The sequence below is a fragment of the Gammaproteobacteria bacterium genome, assembly GCA_016199745.1.
Lineage (GTDB): Bacteria > Pseudomonadota > Gammaproteobacteria > Acidiferrobacterales > Sulfurifustaceae > JACQFZ01.
In genome coordinates this window covers 1-22,947 of record JACQFZ010000029.1, presented here as the reverse complement: position 1 = coordinate 22,947, position 22,947 = coordinate 1, and the positions used below count along the sequence as shown (strand labels likewise).

Sequence of the window (22,947 nt, the reverse complement as noted above, 5' to 3'; positions counted from 1 at the left end):
CGATGTATTGTTTCGCCTCTTATAGTGGAGGTGGGGTTGCGGCTCGGGAAATCCTAAACTTCTTTGGAAATATCCGCTTCATTTCGCCTTTCTCCCTGACGGAGAAAGGGTCGGCATTTCGCCGCTTTTCAGACCGTATTATTTTTCCATCCGCTCATAGGCAGTTCGCTGCGTGATCATCCGCCGTACGCTTTATTGGGAAATGACCAAGGCGACGGTGGCCATAGTCGCGGTCCTGGTGGTGGTGTTCGTGTTGTTCGGTATGACCTCGTTGCTCGCGCATACCGTGAGCGGCGACTATGCCGAGCGTGTTGTGTTCGTGCTGCTTGGCTGGCAGACGGTGCGACGATTGGATTTGTTGCTGCCGCTCGGATTTTATTTGGGCGTGTTGCTGACGTTTAGTCGCTGGTATCGCGATAGCGAAATGACGGTATTGGCTGCCTGCGGTATCGGTCTACCACAGTTGCTACGACCGGTGTTGGTGTCGGCGGCAGCGATGGCGTCGCTCGTTGCGGTTGCCGCGTTTTATGTCTCGCCATACGCCATGCGCGCTTTGGATCAAGTGAAAGCGGAGGGTGCGAGTCGCCCAGAGATTACCGGCGTCGATCCGGGCGCATTCACCGAAGCGGGTGAAGGTGGGCGTGTGGTGTATGCCGAGTCGACCGATGGTCAAGGACGCTTACAGCAAGTGTTCATCAGTAACCCAAAGGATGGGCGTCCGAGCGTAATTTTGGCGCGCTCGGGGCATCCTTTCGCCGATGAACGAACCGGCGATCACTTCATGGCGCTCGCCGATGGTTGGGCCTATGACGGCGTTCCCGGACAGCCGGACTATCGTATGGTGAAGTTCGAGAGCTATGCCGTGCGCATCGACATTAAGCCGATCGTACCGGTGCCGGATACGATTCAGACGTTGCCGGCAATGGCGCTGCTCGCGCTCAACAATGCCGATGCCTCGGCCGAATGGCATTGGCGGTTGTCCAAGCCGCTGTTCGTGTTTGTATTGGCGATCTTTGCCTTAGTGATGGCGCATACCGATGCGCGCCGCGGGCGGCTGGCCAATTTATTCGCCGCGATTCTCGTTTATTTTATTTACTCCAATCTGCTTGGCGTCGGTCAGACGTTGATGCGCAAAGGGTACGTGTCGGGCAGCGTCGGTCTTTGGTGGGTGCACGCATCGATGTTAGCGGTAGCCGCCTATTTATTTTATCGCCGTAGTCGCAACTGGCCGTTATTTCCCCGGCTTGGCCGGCGCGGCCGGTGAGTCCGATGCTCACGCTGATCGACCGTCATATTGGCCGTAGTATCATCCAAGGCACATTGTTGGTGTTGGCGGTATTCGCGGCACTGTTTGTTTTTGCGTCGCTGATCGACGAATTGCCGAACTACGGGAGCGGCCATTTCGGCGCTTACGAAATTGTAAGCTTCGTGTTGCTCAGCCAACCGCGCAAGCTTTACGAGATTTTTCCGGTAACGGTGTTGATCGGTACCTTACTCGGTCTATCGACGCTGGCCCTGAATTCGGAATTAATTGCCATGCGTGCTGCCGGTATGTCTAAGGCACGCATTATCGGCGCTGCCATGAAAACCGGTGCGGTATTAGTGATCGGCGCGGTGCTGGTCGGTGAGTACGTCGTGCCCGTTGCCGAGACCCAAGCCCAGACCGGCCGCGCCCAAGCGCTCGCCACCAGCCTGCAGCATGGCAGCGGTGGTTTATGGTTACGCGATCGCAACTCGTTCGTCAGCATCGGTGAGGTACTGCCCGATCTTAGCCTGTTGCGTGTCGATATTTACGAGTTAACGCCGACGTACGAAATGCATCGGCATATCTACGCCGACCGCGCGCGTTACGATGGCAAGGAATGGCAGCTGCTGGATGTGCACGCCAGCGACATCGGTCAGCAGCAAATCGTCACGCATATTCAGGCGCAGATGCCGTGGCCGGCGGCACTGACGCCCGACGTTGTCGCCGTGTTCACCATTCGTCCAGAGGCACTGTCCATTGCCCAGCTGCACGCCTACATCAAGCATCTACGCCACAACAATCAGGAAGTCGCGCGCTACATGCTCGCGTTTTGGCAAAAATGTTTCATGCCGCTTGCCACGGCGTTAATGATGTTCCTGGCCGTGCCGTTCGTGTTTCGCTCGGCACGCAGTGGTGGATTGGCGCAGCGGATGTTCTTGGGAATCGTATTAGGGCTGGTGTTCGTAGTTGTTCACAAGGCGCTAGGTTACATCGCCGTTATTTACGGGTTGCCACCGCTATTCGCGGCGGTCGCGCCGCTGATCTTGTTTCTAGTATTAGCGTTAATTTTGGTGCGTCGGCTTGCGTAAGCGAGATCGGTTTTACACAACCGTTAATTGCGTTTGTGGTCGAATGTTGCAGTACTATTACAGCGCAGAGAATTATGCAACATATTGTTTTTGTTCCGCCTGCTTCTGTTTAAAAAATGTTCAATCTAATGCGGATGCGTTGCTTACTCGGACTTCGCCTAGGCGCAACAGACTTAACCACATAGTTATCCACAATTTCTGTTAATAAAAATGTAACGCGATTTTTTCCGATGCCCCAAGCTAGGTCTGAAAAAATTCTTTGTTGCCGTACTCGCGCAGGCGGGTAGAATCGTCCCGCTCTCACTAACGGTTTTGACGACGCCTTGTTGTATCTCATCGAGCTAGGCCACTTCGCAGTTTTCTTGGCGCTTGTCGTTGCCGCTATGCAGGCACTGGCGCCGTTAGTGGCGCGTGTGCTCCGGGTTCCAAATGTCGCTGCTGTGAGCGTGAATGCAGCAGTCGCTGTATTCGTTTTGCTGAGTATGGGCGGCGCGACGTTGATCCATGCGTTCATGACCAGCGACTTCTCAGTGCTTTATGTCGCCATCAACTCCAATACGCAGTTACCGCTCTTTTATAAGGTAGCGGCGCTGTGGGGCGGGCACGAGGGTTCACTCTATTTATGGGTGTGGGTGTTGAGCCTCTACACACTGTTGGTGGTTTGGCATGGACGTAAACATTATCCGCAGCATCTGCCGGTCATCCTCGCCGTGCAGGGCGCGCTCGTCGTCGGCTTCCTCGGTTTAATCTTATTCTTGTCGAGCCCGTTCGAGCGGTTACTACCGATTCCGCAGGACGGACGCGATCTCAATCCGCTGTTGCAAGACCCCGGCATGGTGATCCATCCGCCGATGTTGTATCTCGGTTACGTCGGCTTCTCGGTGCCGTTTGCGTTTGCGATCGCGGCATTGTTGACGCGCTGGCGTAGCGAGCTGTGGATCGGTCATATACGCCGCTGGGCGTTGGTCGCCTGGGGCTTTCTTACGGTGGGTATTCTGCTCGGTGGTTGGTGGGCCTATTACGAGCTGGGATGGGGCGGGTATTGGGCGTGGGACCCGGTGGAGAACGCCTCGTTCATGCCTTGGCTGCTCGGTACGGCGTTGATCCATTCGATCACGGTGCAAGATCGCCGGCGAATGCTCCACGCGTGGAACATATTCTTGGTCATCGCGACCTTTTCGTTATCGTTGCTCGGCACTTTTTTAGTGCGTTCCGGCGTGTTGTCGTCGGTGCATGCCTTTGCCGTTGATCCGGGTCGCGGTGCTTACATTTTGGCGTTCATGACGACCGTATTGGCGGCATCGTTCGGCATCTTCATGTTGCGCGGGCGCTATCAGCAGGCGGAAGAGTCGATTACGTCGCTGTTGTCGCGCGAATCATTATTCGTTTGGAACAACGTCATTTTCACCGCCGCTTGTTTGGTCGTCATGCTCGGAACGTTGTACCCGTTGGCGCTCGAGGCGCTCACCGGCGCCAAGCTCACCGTCGGCGCGCCGTATTTCAATGCCGTGATGGTGCCGATTTTTCTGGGCGTCTTATTACTGATGGCGATCGGCCCGTTGGTACCATGGCGTAAGGCGAATGTGCAGCGCCTAAAACAGCGAATGCTGTTGCCGATCGCGGTCGGTGTGGCCGCGGCCATCGCCATGGTCGTGTTGCTGCCGCAGGGCCACTGGACGGCGCCAGCGGGCGTTGGGCTGGCGTTGTTGGCCGGCGCCGCCGTGATCATCGACTACGTGCGTGCCCTGCGCCAGCGGCGGGTGCAGCTTAATGAACCGTGGCTGCGAGCGGCCGGCAAAACCGTGCTCGGTAATCGTCGGCACTATGGCGGCATGGTGGTGCATCTCGGTATCGTGGTGATCGCTCTCGGCCTGGTGGGCTCCGGCTTATTCCGTAGCGAGGCGTCGGTGGTAATGAAGCCGGGCGATGTGCTCGAAATCGCCGGCGAGCGCTTGCGTTTCGAAGGGGTGAGTGCCGGTCAGCGGGCCAATTATCAAATGATCGAGGCGCGTATCGCGCTGCTCAATTCCGGTCGTTATGTTTCGCCGGAGCGCCGCCGTTATCCGCGCCAGGAAATGCCGATGAACGAAACCGGCATCGACTCGACGCCGGTGCGCGACGTGTATGTGGTATTGGGCGAGGCGGTCGACAACGGGCGCTGGGCAGTGCATGCCTACGTCAATCCATTGGTGCAGTTCATTTGGATCGGCGGCGGCATCGTGTTGTCGGGTTTGGTGCTGTCGTTGAGCGGTCGGCGCAAGCAACGCGCGTCTGCGGCTGTTACCGCCGCCGCCGTCGGCGCCAAATAAATGATACGCGTCTTCGGGCTCGTGCTTTGTTTAATGTTGCTGCCGGTGTTTGCCGCCGAGGTCAACGAAGATCCGCTCGAACGGCAAATGCTCGACATCGCCAAAGAGCTGCGTTGTACCGTTTGCCAAAATCAACCGATCGCCGAATCCGACGCCGATTTAGCGCGTGACATGCGCCAAATCATCCGCGAGCAAATTACTGCCGGTAAGAGCCGGCAGGAAATCATCAATTACTTCGTCGATCGCTACGGCGACTACGTGCTGATGCAACCACCGGCGCGCGGACCGGGACTGCTGGTGTGGGTCGGTCCGTTGTTGGTATTGGTCATGCTTGGCGCTTCGGCATTGGTGTATTTGCGGCATCGTCAGCGCACGCCGTTGGCGCCGTCGCCGAAGTTATCAGAAGAAGACGCCGCCCGCGTGCGCGCCGCCCGCCAGGACGAACCATGATTGCGTTGATCGTCGTTGTCGCGCTGATCGCGGTCGTTACCGTTTTTTATCTCGTGCGCCCGATTTTGCGCGGTGCCGCGGTAACCCACGAGGGGTATCACCAACTGGTGCAATTGCGCGAGCGTTTGTTGGCGCAATTGCGCGAGCTCGATATTGAAACCGGCGATGCCAATATCGATCCAGCGGTCGCCGCCGACGAGCGCCTGCGTCTCGAAGGTGAGCTGGCGCGCGCGCTGAAGGAGCTCGACGAATTTACCGAGGTACCGGCGCCGGCTGTATCCGGTTCGCCCGTTACTCGCAGCGTCATTGTCGTTGTCGTTGCGGCGTTGGTGTTGCTAGTTCCAGCCGGCTTGTATTGGGCAATCAATTACGAAACGTTCGGGCAATTGGCGCAGCCGCAAACGGTGCAGAGCGCCGGTATGCCGCCGATGGTGCTGCAAATGGTGGCACGCCTCGAGCAAAAGCTGCGCGACAATCCGAACGACGCTGAAGGCTGGGCCAAACTCGGCCGGTCGTATGAAGTGCTCGGTCGCCCGGACGATGCTCGCCAAGCTTACGTGCATGCCTATCGATTCGCGCCGAACCGTCCCGAAATCATCGCCGCCTACGCCGCATTCTTAATGTCGCGCGATCCGGCGAATCCCGATCCTGAGGCAGTGGCGTTGTTCGGTAAGCTTTATAAGCTCAACCCCAAGCATCCCGCGGCGTTGTGGACGCTCGGCTTAGTGGCGTTCAAGGAAAATAAATTTAAACAGGCGGCGCAGTATTGGGAGCGCTTGTTGAAAGAATTACCGCCGGACAGCGAAGTCACACCGCAAGTGCAGCGCGCGCTCGAAGCGGCGCGTCTGCGGGCGGCGAAAAAATAACTGCCGATTTTTTTACCCCCACCCTAACCCTCCCCCGCAAAAGCGCGGGGGAGGGGACAACAAATGTCGACTGACTTTACCGTGTCTCCATTCCCTCCTCGGCGAAGCGGGGGAGGGCTAGGGTGGGGGTCATAAAGCTATTCGTTGAGCGCCGCCAACTTCGGCAGCAACACCTGCGCCAGCGACTCGGGAGTTACCGGCCCGATGTGCTTGTAGCGAATGATTCCGTTCTTATCGATGACGAATGTCTCCGGCACCCCGTAGACACCCAATTCAATTCCCGTTCTTCCAGTCGCGTCGACCAGGCTTAGATCGTACGGATTGCCGAAGTTGTCGAGCCAGTCGAGCGCATCGCTGCGCTGATCTTTGTAATTAAGGCCAACGATTAGCACCGTCTTCTTATGCGCCAGCTCGTTCAAGACCGGATGTTCCTGGCGGCAAGCGACACACCACGATGCCCAAACATTCAACAGATAGGCACGGCCGTGTAGCGATTCCGGCGTTACTGTGCGTGTCGGTTCATGCAGCACCGGCAGCGTAAAGGCGGGCAATGGCTTGCCGATCAGCGGCGATGGAATATCGCGCGGGTTGTAGCCGCCGGTTTGCATGAGGTACAGCGCGTAGACGAATAGGCCGCCGAGCGCGACGAAGCCGGCAATCGGAATCAAAAATTTTTTCACTTCGAGGGTTCCTTGCCCGGAACATAAGATCCGCCGGCAAGCGCTTTAGCGGCTTCGGGCGGCATGTACTTTTCGTCGTGCTTGGCGAGGACCTGATCGGCCATGAAGCGGCCGTTAACGAGCCGGCCTTGCGTGACCACGCCCTGGCCTTCGCGGAATAAATCGGGTAACACGCCTTGGTAGTGCACCGGCAGTTTTTGTTTTAAGTCAGTGACGACGAAATCGACCGTCAGGCCGTCGCTGGAGCGCTGTACGCTGCCTTTTTCCACCATACCGCCAAGGCGGAACGCGCGATTGATCGGCGCCTTACCGGCCAGCGTCTCGCTTGGCGAATAAAAGTAAACCAAGTTACTGCGGAATGCGTTCAGCACGAACAGCGACGCCACCGTCAGGCCAACGACGCCGACGACAATGACCGCCAATCGTTTATGGCGCGGCTTCATCGCGATTCGTCTTGTAGCTGGTAGTAGTCGGCAAGCTGGCGGCGTACGGTTTTGCGGCGGCGTAACGGCAACAGCACATTTACGCTCAAGATAATTACCGCCAAGCCATACGCACCCCAGACATAGAGTGCATAACCGCCCATGGCGAAGAAGTCGGACCAGTTCATGCCTTGCTCTCGATGACGTCTGTGACCCACGAGGTGTGCCGTTCGCGCAGCAGAATTTCGTTGCGCATACGCATGAGCAGCACGGTAACGAAGTAAGTTTTGAAAGCAGCCGCCATCAACAGCAGAGGAATTAACAAGCTTAGATGGATCGTCGGTTTGCCCATGCGCGCGACCGATGCCGGTTGGTGCAGCGTGTTCCACCATTCGACCGAGAAGTGAATGATCGGGATATTGACGACGCCGACCAGCGCCAGAATCGCCGCCGCGCGGGCGGCGCGCTTAGGGTCGTCGATCGATGCCTGCAGCGCCATGAACCCCATGTAGAGGAACAGCAGAATCAATTCGGAGGTAATGCGCGCGTCCCACGCCCACCAGGTGCCCCACATCGGTCGGCCCCAGAGCGAGCCGGTGGCAAGCGCTAGCAGGGTGAACGATGCGCCAATCGGTGCGCACGAGCGCGCCAGCACTTCGGCGAGCTTTACGTTCCAGATGAGTCCGGTGGCGCCGGCGACCGCCATGACCACGTAGACGAACATGGACATCCAGGCGGCGGGCACGTGAATGAACATGATACGTACGCTGTTGCCTTGTTGGTAATCCGGCGGCGCAACGAATAGTCCTTGGTAGAGCCCGATGGCGAGCAATAAAACCGTCGCCGTGGCAAACCACGGAAGCAAGCGGCCGGCGAGGGGATAGAACGTTTTAGGTGACGCGTAGTTGTGTATCGATTGAAACATAGATTTTCACCAACTTCCCTTCACCACACGGGTCAGGCAGAGAGTGGGTGTTCTCGCTCCCGTTAATCCAACGACGTGCGTAGTGCCGCCGCAGTGGCCCAAGGCGCAAAGCTCAAGGCCAGCACCAGGAATGCGCCCAACAGGGAGAGATAAGCTTCCGTATCTAATCCGGTGGCGGCCGCCGCGACACTGCCGGCGCCAAAAATCAGCACCGGAGTATACAGTGGCAATACCAGCAGCGAAACCAACACGCCACCGCCGCGCAGCCCGAGCGTAAGCGCTACGCCGGTGGCGCCGAGCAGGCTCAGCACCGGCGTGCCGAGGAGTAGCGACAGCGTCAGCGTGCCGATTGCGTCGGCGGGTAGCTGCAGTTGTAGCGCTAGTAGCGGCGACAACAGCACCAGCGGCAGGCCGGTCAGTAGCCAATGCGCCAGCACCTTGGCCAACACCAGTACGGATAGGGGATGCGGTGCCAGCAACAGTTGCTCGAGCGTGCCATCGGCATAGTCGTTGCTGAACATCCGCGGCAACGACAGCATCGTCGACAGCAGCGCCGCGACCCACAACACCCCCGGCGCTATGGTCGCCAACGTTGCCGGCTCCGGACCGACGCCGAGCGGAAATAGGCTGACGACGATCGCGAAGAAGATGACCGGCGTTAGCGCGTCTTGCGCGCGTCGCAGTGCGACCGTGAGATCGCGGCGAACGATGCTAAGGGTGGCGCTGACGAGCCCGCTCACGCTGACGGTCGATTCCGAGCGTGCCGCAGCTGGTCGAGATCAATGCGTTTGATCACAGCGCCGGGCATATCGAAGTCTTGGTGCGACGACAGGACGATGATCCCTTGGCTCGCGAGATGTTCCGCTAGGAGCTCAGTCATGAGACGGCAGGAGCGGGCATCGAGCGCTGTAAACGGTTCGTCTAAAATCCACAAGGGTTTTTGGAGCACTAAGAGCCGCGCCAACGCCAGTCGCCGCTTTTGGCCTTGTGACAGGATCTTTGCCGGGAAGGAGCGGTGCGCCGTCAATCCCAGGCGTTCCAGCGCTTCGTCGATTTTGCCGCTGCCGCCCGCCATCCGCGCTAACGCATGCAGATTCTCCGGCGGCGTGAGCTCGCCTTGAACCGCGTCCAGATGGCCGAGATAGGTTAGATCCTGCCGATAGGTGTCGCTTAACGCTCGCGTCGATGTACCGCGCCAACGGACTTCCCCCGCCGCTGGCTGCGATAGCCCGCAAAGGGTTCGCAGTAGCGTCGTCTTACCACTGCCGTTGCTACCTACCACATGCAACAACTCACCCGCAGCAACGCTCTGACCTAGCCCACTAAAAAGCGGCCGATCGCCGCGTGTGCAGCTGAGATCAACGATATCGAGACGATGCGCCAAACAGGACTCCACGGCCACTATTGGTGCCCCGGGCCGGAGTTGAACCGGCGACCTACCGCTTAGGAGGCAGCTACAAGTCTCGGGGCGATCAGTAAGTTATCTGACGCGTCTAATGGGATCAGTGCTTTAGCACTCACTGCCGATCAGCCGCGGTTCCTCGCAACTTACTACTCGCGCAAACTTTACGACAGATTTTCGACAGCGGCTAGCGGCGCGCCGCCGTCGGCGCTCGTGTTTGCGCTTATGTCAACTTTAGCCGTTGCTGTCGAGGTCTCTGTGATCGACTTAAAGTTGTCGATGCCCACATAGAGCAATGCGAATGAAGGTGGCGCCGCCAGCTCTTCGGTTTCAGGCAGGACGTGCGTAGGCATGGTCATGGTCCAGGTTAAGGCGCCATTAATGTGTAAACCCCGCTCCCTCCGGGAGAGGGGAAGGGGTGATGGACGCGGTGGCTACGTTTCTCCATAGGCCTTTATTTTGACTCGATGGTAAGGAAGGCGCGTGCCGTCGGCTTGATCTGAATCAAGCCAACGCTTCCCGGTTGCGCGTACAAGAATCCTGCGCTCGCGAACGCGCGGCGGCGAGGAGTCAGGATGAACGAAACACCGCCGGGATCCATCGGCTGCGGCATCGTCGGCTATACCATCGGTAACAACCGTTATCTCAATGTGACCAACCGCTGCACGCTGCGTTGCCGCTTCCGTCCCACGTTAAATGGTTGCTGGACGACGCACGGCGACACGCTGCGTCTGCAACGAGAACCGACGGTCGATGAAATCGTCGTCGCCGCCGGCGATGCCGAGCGCTACGAGCAAATCGTGTTTTGCGGTTTCGGCGAGCCGACGTTGCGGCTATACGATGTGCTCGAGGCGTCGCGGCAGTTGCGCCGACACGGCGCCGTCATCCGCATCGATACCGACGGCTTGGCCAATCTCGTCCATGAGCGCGACATCACGCCCGATCTGGAGGGCATTGTCGATGCGTTGTCGGTGTCGCTCAACGCGCACAACGCGGAAGTCTACGCACGCCACTGCCGGCCGATCCACCCGCACAGTTACGAAGCGATGCTCGACTTCGTGGCGCGGGCGCGCGAGTTCGTGCCCGATATTACCCTGACCGCGATCGATGGTCTGCCGGAGGTGGACATCGCCGCCTGCCGCGACATCGCCTACCGGCTCGGCCTGCGGTTCCGCCGGCGCGTGCTCGATGGGGTCGGCTAATTATTTTTTCATACAGCGAAATCAAGACGGCGGTGCATCCATCTTCAAGGCCGCCTTTATCTTGGGTGTCTGTCGCCGCGGTGGTTTCGTTGTTCATGAGATCTTCAGATCTTCTGCATTTTTCTTTACAGCTTCGCCAAGCCGCAAAGCAAACGCGACTGGCGCTCGTTCGGCGCGCTGTCCGCGTTTCTGGTGGCGCTGTTCAGCGAAATGTACGGCTATCCGCTCACGATCTATCTGCTCTCCGGCTGGCTGCAAAGCCGTTACCCCGGAGTGGACTGGCTCTCGCACGACGCCGGTCATCTACTCGAAATGCTCTTCGGCTGGAAGGCTAACCCGCATTTCGGGCCGTTTCACCTCCTCAGCTTTGCCTTCATCCGCGATTCTCGATCTCGTAGGCGCCAAGCTCGATACCGAGGAGCGTGCGCTGATTCATTCGTCTAGGGGCGCCGCGGCTAAGAACGTAATCAGCGCGGCGCGCGAGGCAACCCATGCATGACGCCGAAAAAATGGTCGCCAGCGTATGCAGCGTCGCTGCTTTGCAGCCAGTTACAGCGGTGCGAGCTGGCGCAGCTGTTTAACTCGATGGACGCAACGCCGTTTCATCACCGCGACCTAGTGTCCTGAGTCATTAGTTCATTCAAGAATTCGTGGATCTCAAACCTCGGGTCCCTCTCTCCCCTTGCGGGAGAGAGGGGGCGTAATATCACCCCTCTCCCTTGTTCCCTCTCCCGCAAGGGGAGAGGGAGACGCAACGTTAAGCGTCTGGGGATTCTTTAACGAATTAATGACTCAGGACACTAGATCGCGTTAGAAGTGTTCGGCGTATTACCCCTCTCCCACCGGGAGAGGGGTTGGGGTGAGGGAACCAGAGCCAATTTCCGCCACATTTTCCCTCACCCCCTGCCCCGCTCCCGGTGGGAGAGGGGTTAACAGCCATCGGACGTCACGGGGTTTCAATCCGGCAACGTCGCTGCCGACGACAAACTCTCGCCGATTCGACCGTCGTTCTGCGCAGTGAAATTCATGCATCGTTCTCCCCATCCAATCGATGGTCGTTCGTGCACCTTCTGCGTGATGCCGCTCGTGGAAAACGGCGGGCGCGATCTTGCCTTGACGACGTCGGTTCGACGGTATTCTTGGTATGGCATTCCTGAACCGAAACCAACAATCGTGGTGTCATCGGGCAATGTCGCCGATAGTTATTTCGTCCGTGGTTTTTCGCCTGATACATCGCCCGATCCGCGTTGCCGAGCAGATCCGGTGGACTATCGCCATCACCCGGGTGTATAGCGATGCCGATGCTCACGGACACGTGCACCGTGTGCCCGTCGATCATGAACGGTTGCGAAATGGTGTCTAACACCTTGGCGGCAAGCGCGTCGGCGATCTCCGGATGGTCGAGATCGGTCTGAAGGACGGCGAATTCATCGCCACCGAGTCGGGCGACGGTGTCGTGCTTGCGGACCGCCGCGCGCAATCGGTCGGCGACGGCGCGCAACAGGCGGTCGCCGCTGTGGTGCCCCAAGGTATCGTTGATCGACTTGAAGTTATCAACGTCCACATAGAGTAACGCCAACGAATTTGCCGTGCGCCCGGACTTTGCGAGCGCCTGCTTCAGCACGTCGAAAAACATCGCGCGATTCGGCAGATCGGTCAGCGTGTCATGGTAGGCAAGGTAGCGCTCGCGCTCGACCTCATTCTTGCGTCGCGTGACATCATGGTGAATCGCGACATAGTGGGTGATGGCGCCGGTGTCGTCGCGCAGGGGGGAGATCGCTTCTTCCACGGTGAACAGACTGCCGTCTTTGCGGCGTTGTGCGACTTCGCCGTGCCAGGTGTTGCCGGCGAGAATGGTTTCCCATAGTTGCCGATAAAACGCGGCGTCTTGTTTCCCGGATTTTAAAATCCGGGGACTCTTGCCGATGATTTCGTCGGGCGAGTAACCGCTGATTCGGCAGAAGGCGTCGTTGACCCAAACGATGTAGCCTCGCCGATCGGCAATGAAGACTGGGTTAGCGATCACCGTCAGCGCGTTCGCCAACAACTCCGGCGGCAGCGATAGTCCGACGGCGGAAAGAGGGTGCCTTTGTGCGCACATGGGTAGCGACTCCTTGTCGTATCGCGTTGTTACGCGGATCCTCCCAGGATCGCCTGAAGGCCCGTCATGTCCCGCAGGTGCACGTGTTTTTGTTGGACGTCGATCAGGCCGGATTGCTGCAGCCGCGAGAATACCCGGCTCACGGTTTCGAGTTTCAGCCCGAGATAGCTGCCGATTTCCTCGCGCGTCATGCGCAGAATGAACTCGGAGGCGGCATAGCCGCGCGCGGCGAAGCGTTGCGACAGGCCGAGCAGGAAGGCGGTTACGCGTCCCTCGGCCGGCATCGCGCCGAGCAGCATCATCATGCTCTGATCGCGCACGATTTCGCGGCTCATCAGGCGATGGATTTGGCGCTGCAAGGCGGGTAGCCGGCTTGCCATTTCTTCCAGCTGGGTGAATTGAATGACGCAGACGACGGCGTCGTCGAGCGCCTTGATCGTTAGGCTGTGCTTGTCGTTCTCGATGCCATCAAGGCCGATGATTTCGCCGGTCATCTGGAAACCCGTCACTTGTTCGCGACCGTCTTCCGTGATCGCGTAGCTCTTAAAAAAACCGCTGCGAACCGCGTAGAGCGAGTCGAAGCTCGCCCCGGCGCGGTAGAGCGTGTCGCCGCGTTTCAGATGGCGGCGAGTGAAGTGTAAGTCGCCGAGAAATTCAGCGTCGGCGTCGGTCATGCCGCACGGCAGACAGAGGTGGCGCAGATTGCAGCTCGAACACAAGATCGGGCAACGCTCAATGTTTTTCGATGCGGCGCGGTGGTTGATGGGTATGGGCAAATTTTTATCGATAGCACGGAAAGCAGCAGCGGATCCCATGGCGACGGCCTCTAATGTGTTGAATGATGTGTCTCGTTACCCGGGCGCGGTGCCCGCGATGACGTCCTTGATCTTTCCAAACTCGCTCGTTTTATCGAAAAACGTGTCCGCACCGGCCTCGATGCAGGCGCGACGGATCTGTGCCAGCGGATAATTAGTCAGCACCATAACGACAACTTTCGGCATCTGCGGGCGAATCATCCGCAGCACGTCGGCACCGGTGCCGCCCTCGAGCTGAAAATCGAGAACGACAAAATCGGGACGGGTCTTCATGATTCCGATCACCGCATCGACCGGCGTTCCGGCTTCGCCGACGACGGTCGCACCATCAATGGCGCGCACTAACTCGACCAACCGCGCGCGCACCGCGACGGAATCTTCGACAATAAAAACGTTCTTCGAGGCGACCGGCATTTCCATGGACGAAAGTATCGGCCGACAACGCCCGCGATCGTATCGGCGGGTGCTGAATCTGCCTGTCAGGGCGTTCTGATTTTAGGGGTAGGACGGAGAGGAGCCGGCGTGTAGGAATTCTCCTACGTTAACGGACCCGCGGCGATTGCCTGATCAGGAGGAATGTCGCGGCGCGCTGACCAAGATCCGGCGCCGCTAATAACGATTTTAGTTGATCTCTGCCGGCGGCACCCGCGGCGCCGCCATGGTGAATGGCGCCGACACCATCAAGATCCATGGCTCATATATTCCCGTGCGCGCCGAGGTCGCCAACATCGACAACCTATCGGCGCACGCCGACTACAACGAAATCTTGAACTGGCTGGAACATTTCGAATCACCGCCGCGCAAAACCTTCATCGCCCATGGCGAACCCTACGCCGCCGACGCACTACGCCACCGCATCGAAGAAAACTTAGGCTGGACCACACACGTGCCGGATTATCTCGAATCCGTATCGATCGAATAACTTATCACCCCTATCACTCCGGGAGAGGGGTAGCAAATGTAACGTGCGCCATGCGCACGTCCCTACAACATGAGGATGACAGTTTCGGGGAGATGGAGTAATCGTGCGCATGGCGCACGCTACGCTTGCTCACCACAACTCTGTTTCATTCTGCTGCCACCGGCCGCCGTGAACTGAACGCCGGCGCCAACGCCATGACTACCAGTGCCACCGCCAGCGGAATCGTCGATGCAAAGCCGGCATGATTGAATCCGAACGCGCCGGCGACGCCCCCGAAAAAGAACGCCATCGCCAACAAGCTGTGAATCCGTAGCCGAACCCGGTTGGCTCGCACCGCCTGCTGGGAGACGCGATGGCCGCGGTTCCAGTAAATCAACTTACCCAGCTCGATACCGATGTCGGTAACGAGACCGGTTAAATGTGTCGTGCGAATTTCGGCGTTGGATACCTTTGTTACCAGCGCGTTTTGCAAACCCATCACGTAGCAAAGCAGGATCGCCGTTAACGAGATGCTGACGATCTCGTGCAGTCGTAAGGTACCGCCGATAATGCCAAAGAGTAGCAGTAACACCGCTTCGATCAGCAATGGAACGACGTAGATGTTCTTCCCGGAGTTCCGTTTCGCATAGCTGACCAGCACCGCCGTCGTTCCCGCGCCGCTAATGAATGACAGCAGCGACAGCGCCGCGGCAACCGTTAAGGCGATATTGCCCAGCACCAAATTATCCGCCGCCGCGGAAACAATGCCGGTCATGTGCGACGTGTATTGCCCGATCGCCAAAAACCCGCCGGCATTCAGCGCGCCGGCGACGAACGCCAGCGATACCCCCAGATGAAGATTCGTCCGCGCGGTTCGCTCGCGGGCGGTGAGTTGGGCGAGATAGTTTATCGGCATGGAAAGACGGCGTTGGTAGTTGAAAATGAAGCCTGCAGGATGGGGCAACCTCTAGTTCTCGACTCTTGCCACCTCAAACCAACACATGACGCGTGCTCGCAAAAAATCGGTAAATTTGCTGTTCTACTTGCGAGTCGATCATCGTCTCCGGCCGCTTGCCGACCGGGCACGGGAGTCGCGGCGTCGTTCCGAATAAACGACAGATCAGCGGCCGCTCTTCATAGACGGTACATCCATGCTCACCGAGGTGGGGGCAGCGGAGATCGGCAAGCGCCGTCTCGTGTTCGTCATCGCTCTTGACGGGAAGCCTTGCCATCTCTTCGGTAGAGGCGGTCACCGGCCCACAGCAATCGTGGCATCCGGGTTTGCATTCGAACGATGGAATACGTTGCCGAAAGAATTGAATTTTCTGGCGGTGATGGGTCACGACGCTATTTTTCGCAGACTGCTACATTGATCAGGCAAAGCAGTATAACGCCAGACAGAGCGAATGTGGTGTGACGACGGGAAGTTCTCGTTCTTCTTTCCAGTTGGAATCGATGTCGCCCATCGGTTTCATGCCTTTGGCGGGATGAGGGGTGTTTTAGGACACTAGCCGCCAGCGCTCGGGTCATCGACCAGACGATGCGCGATGGCGTAACGCACTAACTCCGTCTGGTTGGTCAGGCCCAACTTCTCCATCAGCCGCGCCTTGTGCGTGCTCACCGTCTTGACCGACAGATTCAATTGCTCGCCGATCTCGGTCACGGATTTTCCGGAGACCAGCAGCTGAAACACCTGGTACTCGCGATCGGACAGCGCCGTATGCGGCGGGCCTTCGGTTTGCGGCATGGCGCCGAGCGCGAGCTGCTCGGCGACGGCGCTGCTGATGAACGCGCCGCCGCCGGCGACCTTGCGGATCGCCGAGATCAGTTGCGCCGAGGCGCTGTCTTTCGTCAGGTAGCCGGAGGCGCCGGCCTTGATCGCGCGGATGGCGTACTGTTGCTCTTCGTGCATGCTCAAGACGAGCACGCGCAGCTTCGGTCTTTCGCTCTTGATCTGTTTGATCAGTTCGATGCCGCTTTTTTTCGGCATCGACATATCGAGCAGCAACACGTCCGCCGCGAGCGTTCGCACGCATTCGATCGCTTCGTGGCCGTCGCGCGCCTCGCCGACGATTTCGAAGTCGGCGCCGGCGAGCAGTTGTTTCAAACCCTCGCGCACGATGGTGTGATCATCGGCGATGATGACTCGTATCATAAGGTGAATGGTAACCGGACCTCGATGCAAGTTCCCTCGCCGGGGCGGCTTTCGATCGTTGCCGTGCCGCCCAGCAGATAGGCGCGCTCGCGCAGGCCGATGAGACCATAGGAATTGGGTTTGCGCGGCGATTGCAGCGAGAAGCCGACGCCGTCATCGCGCACGCTGAGCGTCACGGTGTCGTCGGTGCTCGCCAGCGTGACGTTGACGTTTCCGGCGTTGGCGTGTTTGCCGATGTTGGTCAACGATTCCTGCAGGCTGCGGAATAGGCTGGTGGCGTGCGGATCGTGCAATTCGAGATGGGGGTCGGTGAGGATGAACTCACAATGGATGCCGGTACGCTCGATGAAGTTTTGCACCAGCCACTCGATCGCCGGAACCAAACCGAGGTCGTCGAGCATCATCGGACGCAGGTCGGCGGAGATCCGCCGGGTGGCGGCGACGGTGTCGTCGAGCAATAACTCCATGTTTTGCAGTTTATTCACAATCTCCGGCGGCGGTGCCGGTAGCTTGTCCTTGATCCAGGCGACGTCCATTTTGAGGCCGGTCAACGCCTGCGCCAACTCGTCGTGCAGCTCGCGTGCGATCGCGCGTTTTTCTTGTTCGCGCAACTGATGGGCGGCCGCCGCCAATTCGCGCAACTCTTCCTTCGAGCGGCGTAACGCGTCTTCCGCTTTTACGCGCTCGGTAACGTCGCGCAAGATCACCGTGTAGAGTTTTTGCTTGCCTTGGCCGAACTGCGAGATAGACGCTTCCACTGGGAATTCCTCGCCGTTGGCGCGTAGACCGGTGAGGATGGTATTCGCCCCCATGCGGCGTGATGTGGCGCCGATGTCGCCGAAACGCTGAACGTGTTGCTGGTGCAGGTCGCGAAAGCGCGCCGGCAGTAATAGGTCGAGCGGCTGGCCGATCATCGCCGCGCGCGGCCAACGAAACACCTGTTCGGCGGCGTCGTTGAACAGGACGATGTGTTGATGGCGATCGATGGTGATGATCGCATCCATCGCCGAGTTAATGATGCCGCCGATCCGCGCTTCCACATCGTCCAGTGTGCGCTTGGCGGTGCGCTGTTGCGCCGCTTGCCGATAAAGCAGGACCGTGGCGAAGACGAGCGCGGCACCGGTAACCGCGGCGGCGATTATCAGCATCTCGGTGCGGTAAAAACCCAGGGTCGCGGCGAATGCCGTCAAGACGACCGTTACCCCGGCCAGGAGCAGTGCCGGCCCGAGAATGGTAAGCAGACGCTTTAAACGTGAGTCCGGAGTAACGGAAGACGATTTAGCGCCGGTGGATGAGGGTGATATTTGATTCATATCAATACCGGTGCTGTGCGGAACGCGCAAAATTCTCGCATCTACTGGTTCTCAAGGAGGCGTCTCGTATGAGCGATAACCCCACGAAGCACTTAACGAACAGCTGGGCATATTATCCAGGCAGAAGCGCTTTCGCTACCGGCAGCGTACGCCGCCTTGGGCCGATGCGCCGCCGCCACAAACAGCGGGTAGATAGCGTGCGGCCGAAATCGGCGAAACGATAAGACTCGCAATCAAGCAAGGCGCCTGGATCCACGCGCCCGCCGACAAGGTCTTCGAGTATGCCGACGACCACGCGCGGTTGGCGTCGCACATGAACCAACCCTCGTGGAGGCTGGGCGGTGGTCGAATGGAAATCGACGTCGACGAAGCCGGCGGACGCCGCGTGGGATCGCGCGTGCGCATCGCCGGGCGCGTCTTCGGGATGTCGCTCGCGGTCGAGGAGGTGGTCACCGAACGTGTCCTGCCTCGTCGCAAAGTCTGGAAGACGATCGATCAACCGCATCTATTGGTGATCGGACATTATCAAATGGGTTTTGAGATTACCCCGCGCGACGACCGTTCACGGTTCCGCGTCTTCATTGACTACGCGTTGCCGGAATCTTTATTCGGTCGGCTGTTCAGCCGCTATGACGCGCGCTGGTGTAGCCAACGAATGGTCAGTGATGCGGTAAAACATTTCGAGGAAACAAGCCATGGAGCCGGATCGCAAAGCAGCAAGCTTGCATAGTCATCAAACCCGTTGGCCCGGGCAGTCGCCGGGCGCGATCGCGGGCGGCGTGCTCATCGTGATCGTGGCGTTTGGCCTCGGTCAATCCGAGCGTTAGCGCCCCGTGCTAGAACGAACGAGGAGTGTTCTATATGCTGACGTACGCCTTCAGATCATTTTCGTGGTTTCCAGAGCCGGCGCCACGACCAGCCGGGGCGCTGTTCGCCGACCCGGTTTGCGGGCGGTCGTTGAGCGAGTTTCAAGCGGCGGCGAGCGTCGTTTATTGCGGTGCGACCTATCATTTCTGCTCCGGCGGGTGCCATGCACGTTTCTCGTCCGAGCCGGGAAAGTACCACGAGGCGGCGCAAAGGAAATCGTGAGGAGGATACGATGAAGGATTCATTCTGGTTCGGTATCTCACCTTCGGCATATCTCTGATCCAAATCAATACCTGAAACACGCCGCTCGCTATCGTGATCATGGAACCATCGAAATAAAAAGGAGGCGACATGTACAAGAACATTCTTATTCCGACCGACGGTTCGGAACTTTCCGAAAAGGTCGTTGGCGACGGCGTGCGGCTGGCAAAAATACTGAATGCGAAAATCGTCGGCATTCACGTGTTGGAACCGGCCTACGCGTTACCGACCGAGTTCGGCGTTATGAACGCCGATCTGCTGCAGCAATATGAGGCTTCGGCGCGGCGGCAAGGCGATGTCTATCTCGATCGCAAAATGATGGCATCGTTGGTGTTTTGGAAAGCCGCTTGCGCGAGGCGTAGTTCGTCCATGGGTTTCATAGGCTCTCCGTAGCTTCCGGCGATTGTGCGAGCTATCGCAGGGGGCGATCGTTGCCGGGCGACGACGCCGACACTGTGTCGCAACGTTTGACGTGGGTCAATGAAATGCGGGTGGTGTTGTCATATATAAGCCTTTCAATATTGATCCGGAGATTCGCCATGAAATCGCTTTTATATGTCGTTACCTTTGCCTCGATCTTGTGCGCGCCGGCCTATGCCGACGATACCCACCATGCGCAGGCGCAAACGAATGCATCCGCCACACCGGCGCCTGCCACCGGGCAAAGCGCCGGTATGCCGCCGGCGATGATGGACAGTATGAAAAAGATGCATGAGCAGATGGCAAAAATTCAGCAGACCAGCGACCCGAAGGAACGCGAACGCCTGATGCAGGAGCATATGCAGCTCATGCAGACCCACATGAAGGCGATGGGCGGCATGATGGCGCAGGGCATGAAGCCGGCGGAGGGCACCGACGCGCCGACGGAAAAGCGTATGCAGATGATGCAAGCACGCATGGACATGATGCAGCAAATGATGGACCAGATGCTGGGGCAGCAAGAGGCGCTGATGGAGATGATGCGACGGAAATAAGGTTAAGCCGCATGCAACACCGTTTTACCCAGGAACCGCGCGTCGCCTGCATACATGATCAGTTTTTCGGGGGACACCTTCAGGATTCAAGGTTTTTCCTAGCCCACGCATTTTTTGATACAGATCAAGATATCTCGTTACCGGGAGCGCCACACTTAGTACTAGTTACTGAGCAGGAGCGGCTATGAAAACGGAAGTCGGATTGTGGATAGACCATACACGCGCCGTCATCGTGACCGTGACCGACGAAGGCGAGAGCGTGAAGTCGGTTGCCGCCAACGTCGACCGACAACCGCGGCGTTACGATGGGGTGGTATCGACGGCGTCGCGAGAACCGAGGCCGGCGGACGATCACGCGCAGCGAACTTACCGACAGCATCTGAGCCAATACTACGACGAAGTCATCGCCCAGATTCCCGACGGCGAGTCCGTGGTGATCTTCGGCCCGGGCGAGGCGAAGACAGAACTGAAGAAGCGTCTCGATAAGAACCATTTCCCCGCGCACGTCGTCGGTGTCGAAACGGTTGATAAGATGACTGATCGTCAAATTGTGGAAAAGGTTCGAGAACATTTTCCGATGCGTACTCCTTAAAACAGAGCGCGCGATCGCTATGGAGAACAAACATCAATTCTCCCTGTGGTATTTCGTGATCATGTTTCTGGCGCTGCTCGCGGTGCAGAATTATTTCGCGGATACGCATACGGAGGATCTGACCTACAGCGAGTTCAAGACACTGCTCAAGGCCGGCAAGGTCGAGGAGGCGGCGATCACGGAAACGGCGATTGCGGGCGTATTGGACGCCGATGGTCTCGAAGGAAAGCTGCCGGCCGCGACACTCGAACGACTCAAGCGTGCCGGCGGCGATCGCCACCGCTTCGAGGTTGTGCGCGTCGCCGATCCCGACCTCGTTAAGGAGTTGGAAGCCGCCAACGTGCGCTTCGCGGGCAAGATTGAAAGCCGGTGGCTTGCTACCCTGCTGTCGTGGGTTTTGCCGGCGGTGATTTTTGTCGGCATCTGGGGCTTGCTGATGAAGCGCATGGGCGGCGCGGCCGGCGGCATGCTCGAAATCGGCAAGAGCAAGGCCAAGGTCTACATGGAGAAGCAGACCGGCGTGTCGTTCGAGGACGTGGCCGGCGTCGACGAGGCCAAGGAAGAATTGCAGGAGATCGTCGAGTTCCTAAAAGATCCGAAACGCTACGGCCGTCTCGGCGCGCGTATTCCCAAAGGCGTGCTGCTGGTCGGTCCGCCCGGGACCGGCAAGACGCTGCTCGCCCGCGCCGTCGCCGGCCAGGCTAAGGTACCGTTTCTTTCAATCAGCGGCTCTGAGTTCGTGGAGATGTTCGTCGGTGTCGGCGCGGCGCGGGTGCGCGATCTTTTCGACCAGGCGCGCAAGCTTGCGCCTGCCATCATCTTCATCGACGAGCTCGACGCACTGGGCCGCGCCCGCGGCGCGTCGCCGCTTGCCGGCGGGCACGATGAGAAGGAACAGACACTGAATCAATTGCTCACGGAAATGGACGGCTTCGACCCGAGCGTCGGGCTGATGCTGCTCGCCGCCACCAATCGGCCGGAGATACTCGATCCTGCCTTGTTGCGCGCCGGGCGCTTCGATCGGCAGGTGCTGGTCGATCGGCCGGATAAGAGAGGGCGAGTAGATATCCTCAAGGTCCATCTTAAGAAAGTGCGGCTGGCAGGCGACGCCGATCCGGAAAAGATTGCCGCGCTTACGCCGGGTTTCTCCGGCGCCGATCTGGCCAATCTCGTGAACGAAGCGGCGCTACTCGCGACGCGCCGCGGTGCCGAGTCAGTCGCGCTCGACGATTTCACGCGCGCCGTGGAGCGCATCGTCGCCGGCCTCGAAAAGAAGAATCGCCTCCTTAACGTCAAGGAGCGCGAGATCGTAGCGCATCACGAAATGGGTCACGCGCTGGTGGCGCTGTCGTTACCGGGTACCGATGTCGTGCACAAGGTGTCGATTATTCCGCGCGGCATCGGCGCACTCGGATACACCATCCAGCGGCCGACCGAAGATCGTTACCTCATGACGCGTGCTGAGCTAGAGAACAAAATGGCGGTACTGCTCGGCGGGCGCGCCGCCGAGCAACTCGTCTACCGACATTTTTCCACCGGCGCGGCCGATGATCTCGCCAAAGCGACCGACATCGCGCGCAGTATGGTGATGCGCTACGGCATGGTGGAGAAGCTCGGACATGTCGTCTACGAGAACGACCGGGCGACGCTGCTCGACGTGCCGACGACGACCCATCCGCGTGACTACAGCGAGGAGACAGCGCGCGAGATCGACCACGCCGTGCGCGACGTCCTGACCGCGGCGTTCGACCAGGCGCTGGCGATTCTGCGTGAGCGGCGGCAGACGTTGGAACGCGGCGCGCAACAACTGCTTGCCAAAGAAACCCTGGGCGAGGACGAGCTCAAGATCCTGGACCGGCCGGTGCTCAGGGAGACGGCATGTACGTTTACATAATGGTGCTGATAGCAGGATGCATGGTCTCATCAACTCTCTGCCTTCATCAGTGCCAGTTTATAAGAAGCTGTTTAAAAACTTACAAACGGTTCGGATTATTACCCCTCTCCCACCGGGAGAGGGGTTTTTAAACACGCTCTGACGATGTCGCTGATGAAGGCCGCCAGCGGACACCCTTGGATTACCCACGGAGTCGCCGTGTTGGCAGTATTCGTGGTGTTGGGATTTTTGCTCGCGAAGAAAAACTCGGACACGTCCGCAACCAACGCGCTTAACGTCGTGGCTATCGCAATCATTGCAGCCGCTGTCATCAGCGGCGTCATCTAATCCGGTTGTTAGGGAGCTTAGGGCGTGTCACCAATTACGCCAACCACACCCAAATAGCCGCACAATAAATACCCGCCAGGAAGTTACGCGCCCGTTTGTCATAGCGCGTGGCAACGGCGCGGAATTGTTTGAGTTTGGCAAAGAAGTTTTCGATGAG

Annotated in this window: 30 protein-coding genes, 1 tRNA gene and 1 pseudogene; 15 read left to right on the top strand and 17 right to left on the bottom strand. The window is 58.7% G+C overall.

From position 1 onward, the window contains the following. Positions 1–172 precede the first annotated feature (172 nt). From lptF to HY308_08005, 5 genes are all read left to right on the top strand, one after another. A complete protein-coding gene (gene lptF / locus HY308_08025) occupies positions 173–1,264 on the top strand; it encodes an LPS export ABC transporter permease LptF (protein ID MBI3898229.1) in 1,092 nt (363 codons plus the stop codon). Then, positions 1,261–2,334: an LPS export ABC transporter permease LptG gene (lptG, locus tag HY308_08020; GenBank protein MBI3898228.1), complete on the top strand. Its 1,074-nt coding sequence runs from the start codon at positions 1,261–1,263 to the stop codon at positions 2,332–2,334. The genes lptF and lptG overlap by 4 nt, the downstream gene beginning before the upstream one ends. Before the next feature lie 335 nt (positions 2,335–2,669). After that, positions 2,670–4,643, top strand: coding sequence for a heme lyase CcmF/NrfE family subunit (locus tag HY308_08015; protein ID MBI3898227.1), 1,974 nt, complete (start codon positions 2,670–2,672; stop codon positions 4,641–4,643). Continuing rightward, the gene (locus HY308_08010; GenBank protein ID MBI3898226.1) at positions 4,644–5,093 is read left to right on the top strand and encodes a cytochrome c-type biogenesis protein CcmH; all 450 of its coding nucleotides are present in this window, start codon (positions 4,644–4,646) and stop codon (positions 5,091–5,093) included. Beyond that, on the top strand, positions 5,090–5,959 hold the full coding sequence (locus HY308_08005; GenBank protein ID MBI3898225.1) for a tetratricopeptide repeat protein: 870 nt from the start codon (positions 5,090–5,092) through the stop codon (positions 5,957–5,959). Before HY308_08010 ends, HY308_08005 begins: the two co-directional genes overlap by 4 nt. A 137-nt stretch (positions 5,960–6,096) precedes the next feature. Here the strand turns inward: HY308_08005 and HY308_08000 are convergent, their stop codons facing one another. From HY308_08000 to HY308_07965, 8 genes are all read right to left on the bottom strand, one after another. Beyond that, a complete protein-coding gene (locus HY308_08000; protein MBI3898224.1) occupies positions 6,097–6,639 on the bottom strand; it encodes a DsbE family thiol:disulfide interchange protein in 543 nt (180 codons plus the stop codon). Further along, positions 6,636–7,082, bottom strand: a complete 447-nt coding sequence (gene ccmE / locus HY308_07995; GenBank protein MBI3898223.1) for a cytochrome c maturation protein CcmE — start codon at positions 7,080–7,082, stop codon at positions 6,636–6,638. The genes HY308_08000 and ccmE overlap by 4 nt, the downstream gene beginning before the upstream one ends. After that, the gene (gene ccmD, locus HY308_07990) at positions 7,079–7,249 is read right to left on the bottom strand and encodes a heme exporter protein CcmD (protein ID MBI3898222.1); all 171 of its coding nucleotides are present in this window, start codon (positions 7,247–7,249) and stop codon (positions 7,079–7,081) included. The genes ccmE and ccmD overlap by 4 nt, the downstream gene beginning before the upstream one ends. Further along, positions 7,246–7,986, bottom strand: a complete 741-nt coding sequence (locus HY308_07985) for a heme ABC transporter permease (protein MBI3898221.1) — start codon at positions 7,984–7,986, stop codon at positions 7,246–7,248. Before HY308_07985 ends, ccmD begins: the two co-directional genes overlap by 4 nt. A gap of 62 nt (positions 7,987–8,048) precedes the next feature. Beyond that, positions 8,049–8,726 carry a heme exporter protein CcmB gene (gene ccmB / locus HY308_07980; GenBank protein MBI3898220.1) on the bottom strand — a complete coding sequence of 226 codons (678 nt, stop codon included), beginning with the start codon at positions 8,724–8,726 and terminating at the stop codon, positions 8,049–8,051. Then, positions 8,723–9,370 carry a cytochrome c biogenesis heme-transporting ATPase CcmA gene (gene ccmA / locus HY308_07975; protein ID MBI3898219.1) on the bottom strand — a complete coding sequence of 216 codons (648 nt, stop codon included), beginning with the start codon at positions 9,368–9,370 and terminating at the stop codon, positions 8,723–8,725. Before ccmA ends, ccmB begins: the two co-directional genes overlap by 4 nt. A gap of 21 nt (positions 9,371–9,391) precedes the next feature. Then, positions 9,392–9,456, bottom strand: a tRNA-Leu gene (locus tag HY308_07970). 96 nt (positions 9,457–9,552) lie between these two features. Beyond that, positions 9,553–9,747 carry a hypothetical protein gene (locus tag HY308_07965; protein MBI3898218.1) on the bottom strand — a complete coding sequence of 65 codons (195 nt, stop codon included), beginning with the start codon at positions 9,745–9,747 and terminating at the stop codon, positions 9,553–9,555. Between the two features lie 216 nt (positions 9,748–9,963). On the opposite strand from HY308_07965, the gene HY308_07960 reads away from it, so the two are divergent. Next, positions 9,964–10,590 carry a radical SAM protein gene (locus HY308_07960; GenBank protein MBI3898217.1) on the top strand — a complete coding sequence of 209 codons (627 nt, stop codon included), beginning with the start codon at positions 9,964–9,966 and terminating at the stop codon, positions 10,588–10,590. Positions 10,591–10,698: 108 nt separating this feature from the next. Continuing rightward, positions 10,699–10,968, top strand: a pseudogene (locus HY308_07955) (isoprenylcysteine carboxylmethyltransferase family protein). A 646-nt stretch (positions 10,969–11,614) separates the two neighbouring features. Here HY308_07955 and HY308_07950 read toward each other — a convergent pair. From HY308_07950 to HY308_07940, 3 genes are read right to left on the bottom strand one after another with little or no spacing between them, the layout of a single operon-like run. Then, entirely contained in the window at positions 11,615–12,691 is a 1,077-nt protein-coding gene (locus tag HY308_07950; GenBank protein MBI3898216.1) for a sensor domain-containing diguanylate cyclase, read from the bottom strand. Positions 12,692–12,720: 29 nt separating this feature from the next. Continuing rightward, a complete protein-coding gene (fnr, locus tag HY308_07945; GenBank protein MBI3898215.1) occupies positions 12,721–13,506 on the bottom strand; it encodes a fumarate/nitrate reduction transcriptional regulator Fnr in 786 nt (261 codons plus the stop codon). Between the two features lie 36 nt (positions 13,507–13,542). Beyond that, positions 13,543–13,926, bottom strand: a complete 384-nt coding sequence (locus HY308_07940) for a response regulator transcription factor (GenBank protein MBI3898214.1) — start codon at positions 13,924–13,926, stop codon at positions 13,543–13,545. A gap of 238 nt (positions 13,927–14,164) precedes the next feature. Here HY308_07940 and HY308_07935 point away from each other — a divergent pair, with 238 nt between their 5' ends. Beyond that, positions 14,165–14,428, top strand: coding sequence for a hypothetical protein (locus HY308_07935; GenBank protein MBI3898213.1), 264 nt, complete (start codon positions 14,165–14,167; stop codon positions 14,426–14,428). A 145-nt stretch (positions 14,429–14,573) separates the two neighbouring features. Here the strand turns inward: HY308_07935 and HY308_07930 are convergent, their stop codons facing one another. The 5 genes from HY308_07930 to HY308_07910 all read right to left on the bottom strand — a co-directional run bounded on the left by HY308_07930 (position 14,574) and on the right by HY308_07910 (position 18,188). After that, on the bottom strand, positions 14,574–15,323 hold the full coding sequence (locus HY308_07930) for a DUF1275 domain-containing protein (protein ID MBI3898212.1): 750 nt from the start codon (positions 15,321–15,323) through the stop codon (positions 14,574–14,576). A gap of 73 nt (positions 15,324–15,396) precedes the next feature. Next, complete coding sequence (locus HY308_07925) at positions 15,397–15,750, bottom strand: YkgJ family cysteine cluster protein (GenBank protein ID MBI3898211.1); 354 nt, start codon at positions 15,748–15,750, stop codon at positions 15,397–15,399. A gap of 164 nt (positions 15,751–15,914) precedes the next feature. Beyond that, positions 15,915–16,562, bottom strand: coding sequence for a response regulator transcription factor (locus HY308_07920; protein ID MBI3898210.1), 648 nt, complete (start codon positions 16,560–16,562; stop codon positions 15,915–15,917). After that, positions 16,559–17,611, bottom strand: a complete 1,053-nt coding sequence (locus HY308_07915; GenBank protein MBI3898209.1) for a PAS domain-containing sensor histidine kinase — start codon at positions 17,609–17,611, stop codon at positions 16,559–16,561. Before HY308_07915 ends, HY308_07920 begins: the two co-directional genes overlap by 4 nt. A 376-nt stretch (positions 17,612–17,987) precedes the next feature. Beyond that, positions 17,988–18,188: a hypothetical protein gene (locus tag HY308_07910; protein ID MBI3898208.1), complete on the bottom strand. Its 201-nt coding sequence runs from the start codon at positions 18,186–18,188 to the stop codon at positions 17,988–17,990. On the opposite strand from HY308_07910, the gene HY308_07905 reads away from it, so the two are divergent. The 7 genes from HY308_07905 to HY308_07875 all read left to right on the top strand — a co-directional run bounded on the left by HY308_07905 (position 18,096) and on the right by HY308_07875 (position 22,790). Further along, entirely contained in the window at positions 18,096–18,605 is a 510-nt protein-coding gene (locus HY308_07905) for an SRPBCC family protein (protein ID MBI3898207.1), read from the top strand. The two genes, HY308_07910 and HY308_07905, sit on opposite strands and share 93 nt — an antisense overlap. 131 nt (positions 18,606–18,736) lie before the next feature. Continuing rightward, on the top strand, positions 18,737–18,964 hold the full coding sequence (locus tag HY308_07900) for a YHS domain-containing protein (GenBank protein MBI3898206.1): 228 nt from the start codon (positions 18,737–18,739) through the stop codon (positions 18,962–18,964). 129 nt (positions 18,965–19,093) lie between these two features. Next, positions 19,094–19,396: a universal stress protein gene (locus tag HY308_07895; GenBank protein MBI3898205.1), complete on the top strand. Its 303-nt coding sequence runs from the start codon at positions 19,094–19,096 to the stop codon at positions 19,394–19,396. 146 nt (positions 19,397–19,542) lie between these two features. Next, positions 19,543–19,977, top strand: a complete 435-nt coding sequence (locus tag HY308_07890) for a hypothetical protein (GenBank protein MBI3898204.1) — start codon at positions 19,543–19,545, stop codon at positions 19,975–19,977. 184 nt (positions 19,978–20,161) lie between these two features. Then, the gene (locus HY308_07885) at positions 20,162–20,569 is read left to right on the top strand and encodes a hypothetical protein (protein ID MBI3898203.1); all 408 of its coding nucleotides are present in this window, start codon (positions 20,162–20,164) and stop codon (positions 20,567–20,569) included. A 19-nt stretch (positions 20,570–20,588) separates the two neighbouring features. Further along, on the top strand, positions 20,589–22,463 hold the full coding sequence (gene hflB / locus HY308_07880) for an ATP-dependent zinc metalloprotease FtsH (GenBank protein MBI3898202.1): 1,875 nt from the start codon (positions 20,589–20,591) through the stop codon (positions 22,461–22,463). A 153-nt stretch (positions 22,464–22,616) separates the two neighbouring features. Continuing rightward, positions 22,617–22,790 (top strand): hypothetical protein, encoded by a 174-nt coding sequence (locus HY308_07875; protein MBI3898201.1) that lies wholly within the window; start codon positions 22,617–22,619, stop codon positions 22,788–22,790. 34 nt (positions 22,791–22,824) lie between these two features. On the opposite strand, the gene HY308_07870 is transcribed toward HY308_07875, so the two are convergent. Beyond that, on the bottom strand, positions 22,825–22,947 hold a 123-nt coding region (locus HY308_07870), incomplete at its 5' end, for a transposase (GenBank protein ID MBI3898200.1).

What these genes read in the sequence shown, in the direction of transcription:
- HY308_08010 (MBI3898226.1), top strand. Translation starts at nt 4,644, where the DNA reads ATGATACGCGTCTTCGGGCTCGTGCTTTGTTTAATGTTGCTGCCGGTG.
- HY308_08005 (MBI3898225.1), top strand. Translation starts at nt 5,090, where the DNA reads ATGATTGCGTTGATCGTCGTTGTCGCGCTGATCGCGGTCGTTACCGTT.
- ccmE (MBI3898223.1), bottom strand. Translation starts at nt 7,082, where the DNA reads ATGAAGCCGCGCCATAAACGATTGGCGGTCATTGTCGTCGGCGTCGTT.
- ccmD (MBI3898222.1), bottom strand. Translation starts at nt 7,249, where the DNA reads ATGAACTGGTCCGACTTCTTCGCCATGGGCGGTTATGCACTCTATGTC.
- HY308_07985 (MBI3898221.1), bottom strand. Translation starts at nt 7,986, where the DNA reads ATGTTTCAATCGATACACAACTACGCGTCACCTAAAACGTTCTATCCC.
- HY308_07965 (MBI3898218.1), bottom strand. Translation starts at nt 9,747, where the DNA reads ATGACCATGCCTACGCACGTCCTGCCTGAAACCGAAGAGCTGGCGGCG.
- HY308_07960 (MBI3898217.1), top strand. Translation starts at nt 9,964, where the DNA reads ATGAACGAAACACCGCCGGGATCCATCGGCTGCGGCATCGTCGGCTAT.
- HY308_07950 (MBI3898216.1), bottom strand. Translation starts at nt 12,691, where the DNA reads ATGTGCGCACAAAGGCACCCTCTTTCCGCCGTCGGACTATCGCTGCCG.
- fnr (MBI3898215.1), bottom strand. Translation starts at nt 13,506, where the DNA reads ATGGGATCCGCTGCTGCTTTCCGTGCTATCGATAAAAATTTGCCCATA.
- HY308_07940 (MBI3898214.1), bottom strand. Translation starts at nt 13,926, where the DNA reads ATGGAAATGCCGGTCGCCTCGAAGAACGTTTTTATTGTCGAAGATTCC.
- HY308_07935 (MBI3898213.1), top strand. Translation starts at nt 14,165, where the DNA reads ATGGTGAATGGCGCCGACACCATCAAGATCCATGGCTCATATATTCCC.
- HY308_07930 (MBI3898212.1), bottom strand. Translation starts at nt 15,323, where the DNA reads ATGCCGATAAACTATCTCGCCCAACTCACCGCCCGCGAGCGAACCGCG.
- HY308_07920 (MBI3898210.1), bottom strand. Translation starts at nt 16,562, where the DNA reads ATGATACGAGTCATCATCGCCGATGATCACACCATCGTGCGCGAGGGT.
- HY308_07900 (MBI3898206.1), top strand. Translation starts at nt 18,737, where the DNA reads ATGCTGACGTACGCCTTCAGATCATTTTCGTGGTTTCCAGAGCCGGCG.
- HY308_07895 (MBI3898205.1), top strand. Translation starts at nt 19,094, where the DNA reads ATGTACAAGAACATTCTTATTCCGACCGACGGTTCGGAACTTTCCGAA.
- HY308_07890 (MBI3898204.1), top strand. Translation starts at nt 19,543, where the DNA reads ATGAAATCGCTTTTATATGTCGTTACCTTTGCCTCGATCTTGTGCGCG.
- HY308_07885 (MBI3898203.1), top strand. Translation starts at nt 20,162, where the DNA reads ATGAAAACGGAAGTCGGATTGTGGATAGACCATACACGCGCCGTCATC.
- hflB (MBI3898202.1), top strand. Translation starts at nt 20,589, where the DNA reads ATGGAGAACAAACATCAATTCTCCCTGTGGTATTTCGTGATCATGTTT.
- HY308_07875 (MBI3898201.1), top strand. Translation starts at nt 22,617, where the DNA reads ATGAAGGCCGCCAGCGGACACCCTTGGATTACCCACGGAGTCGCCGTG.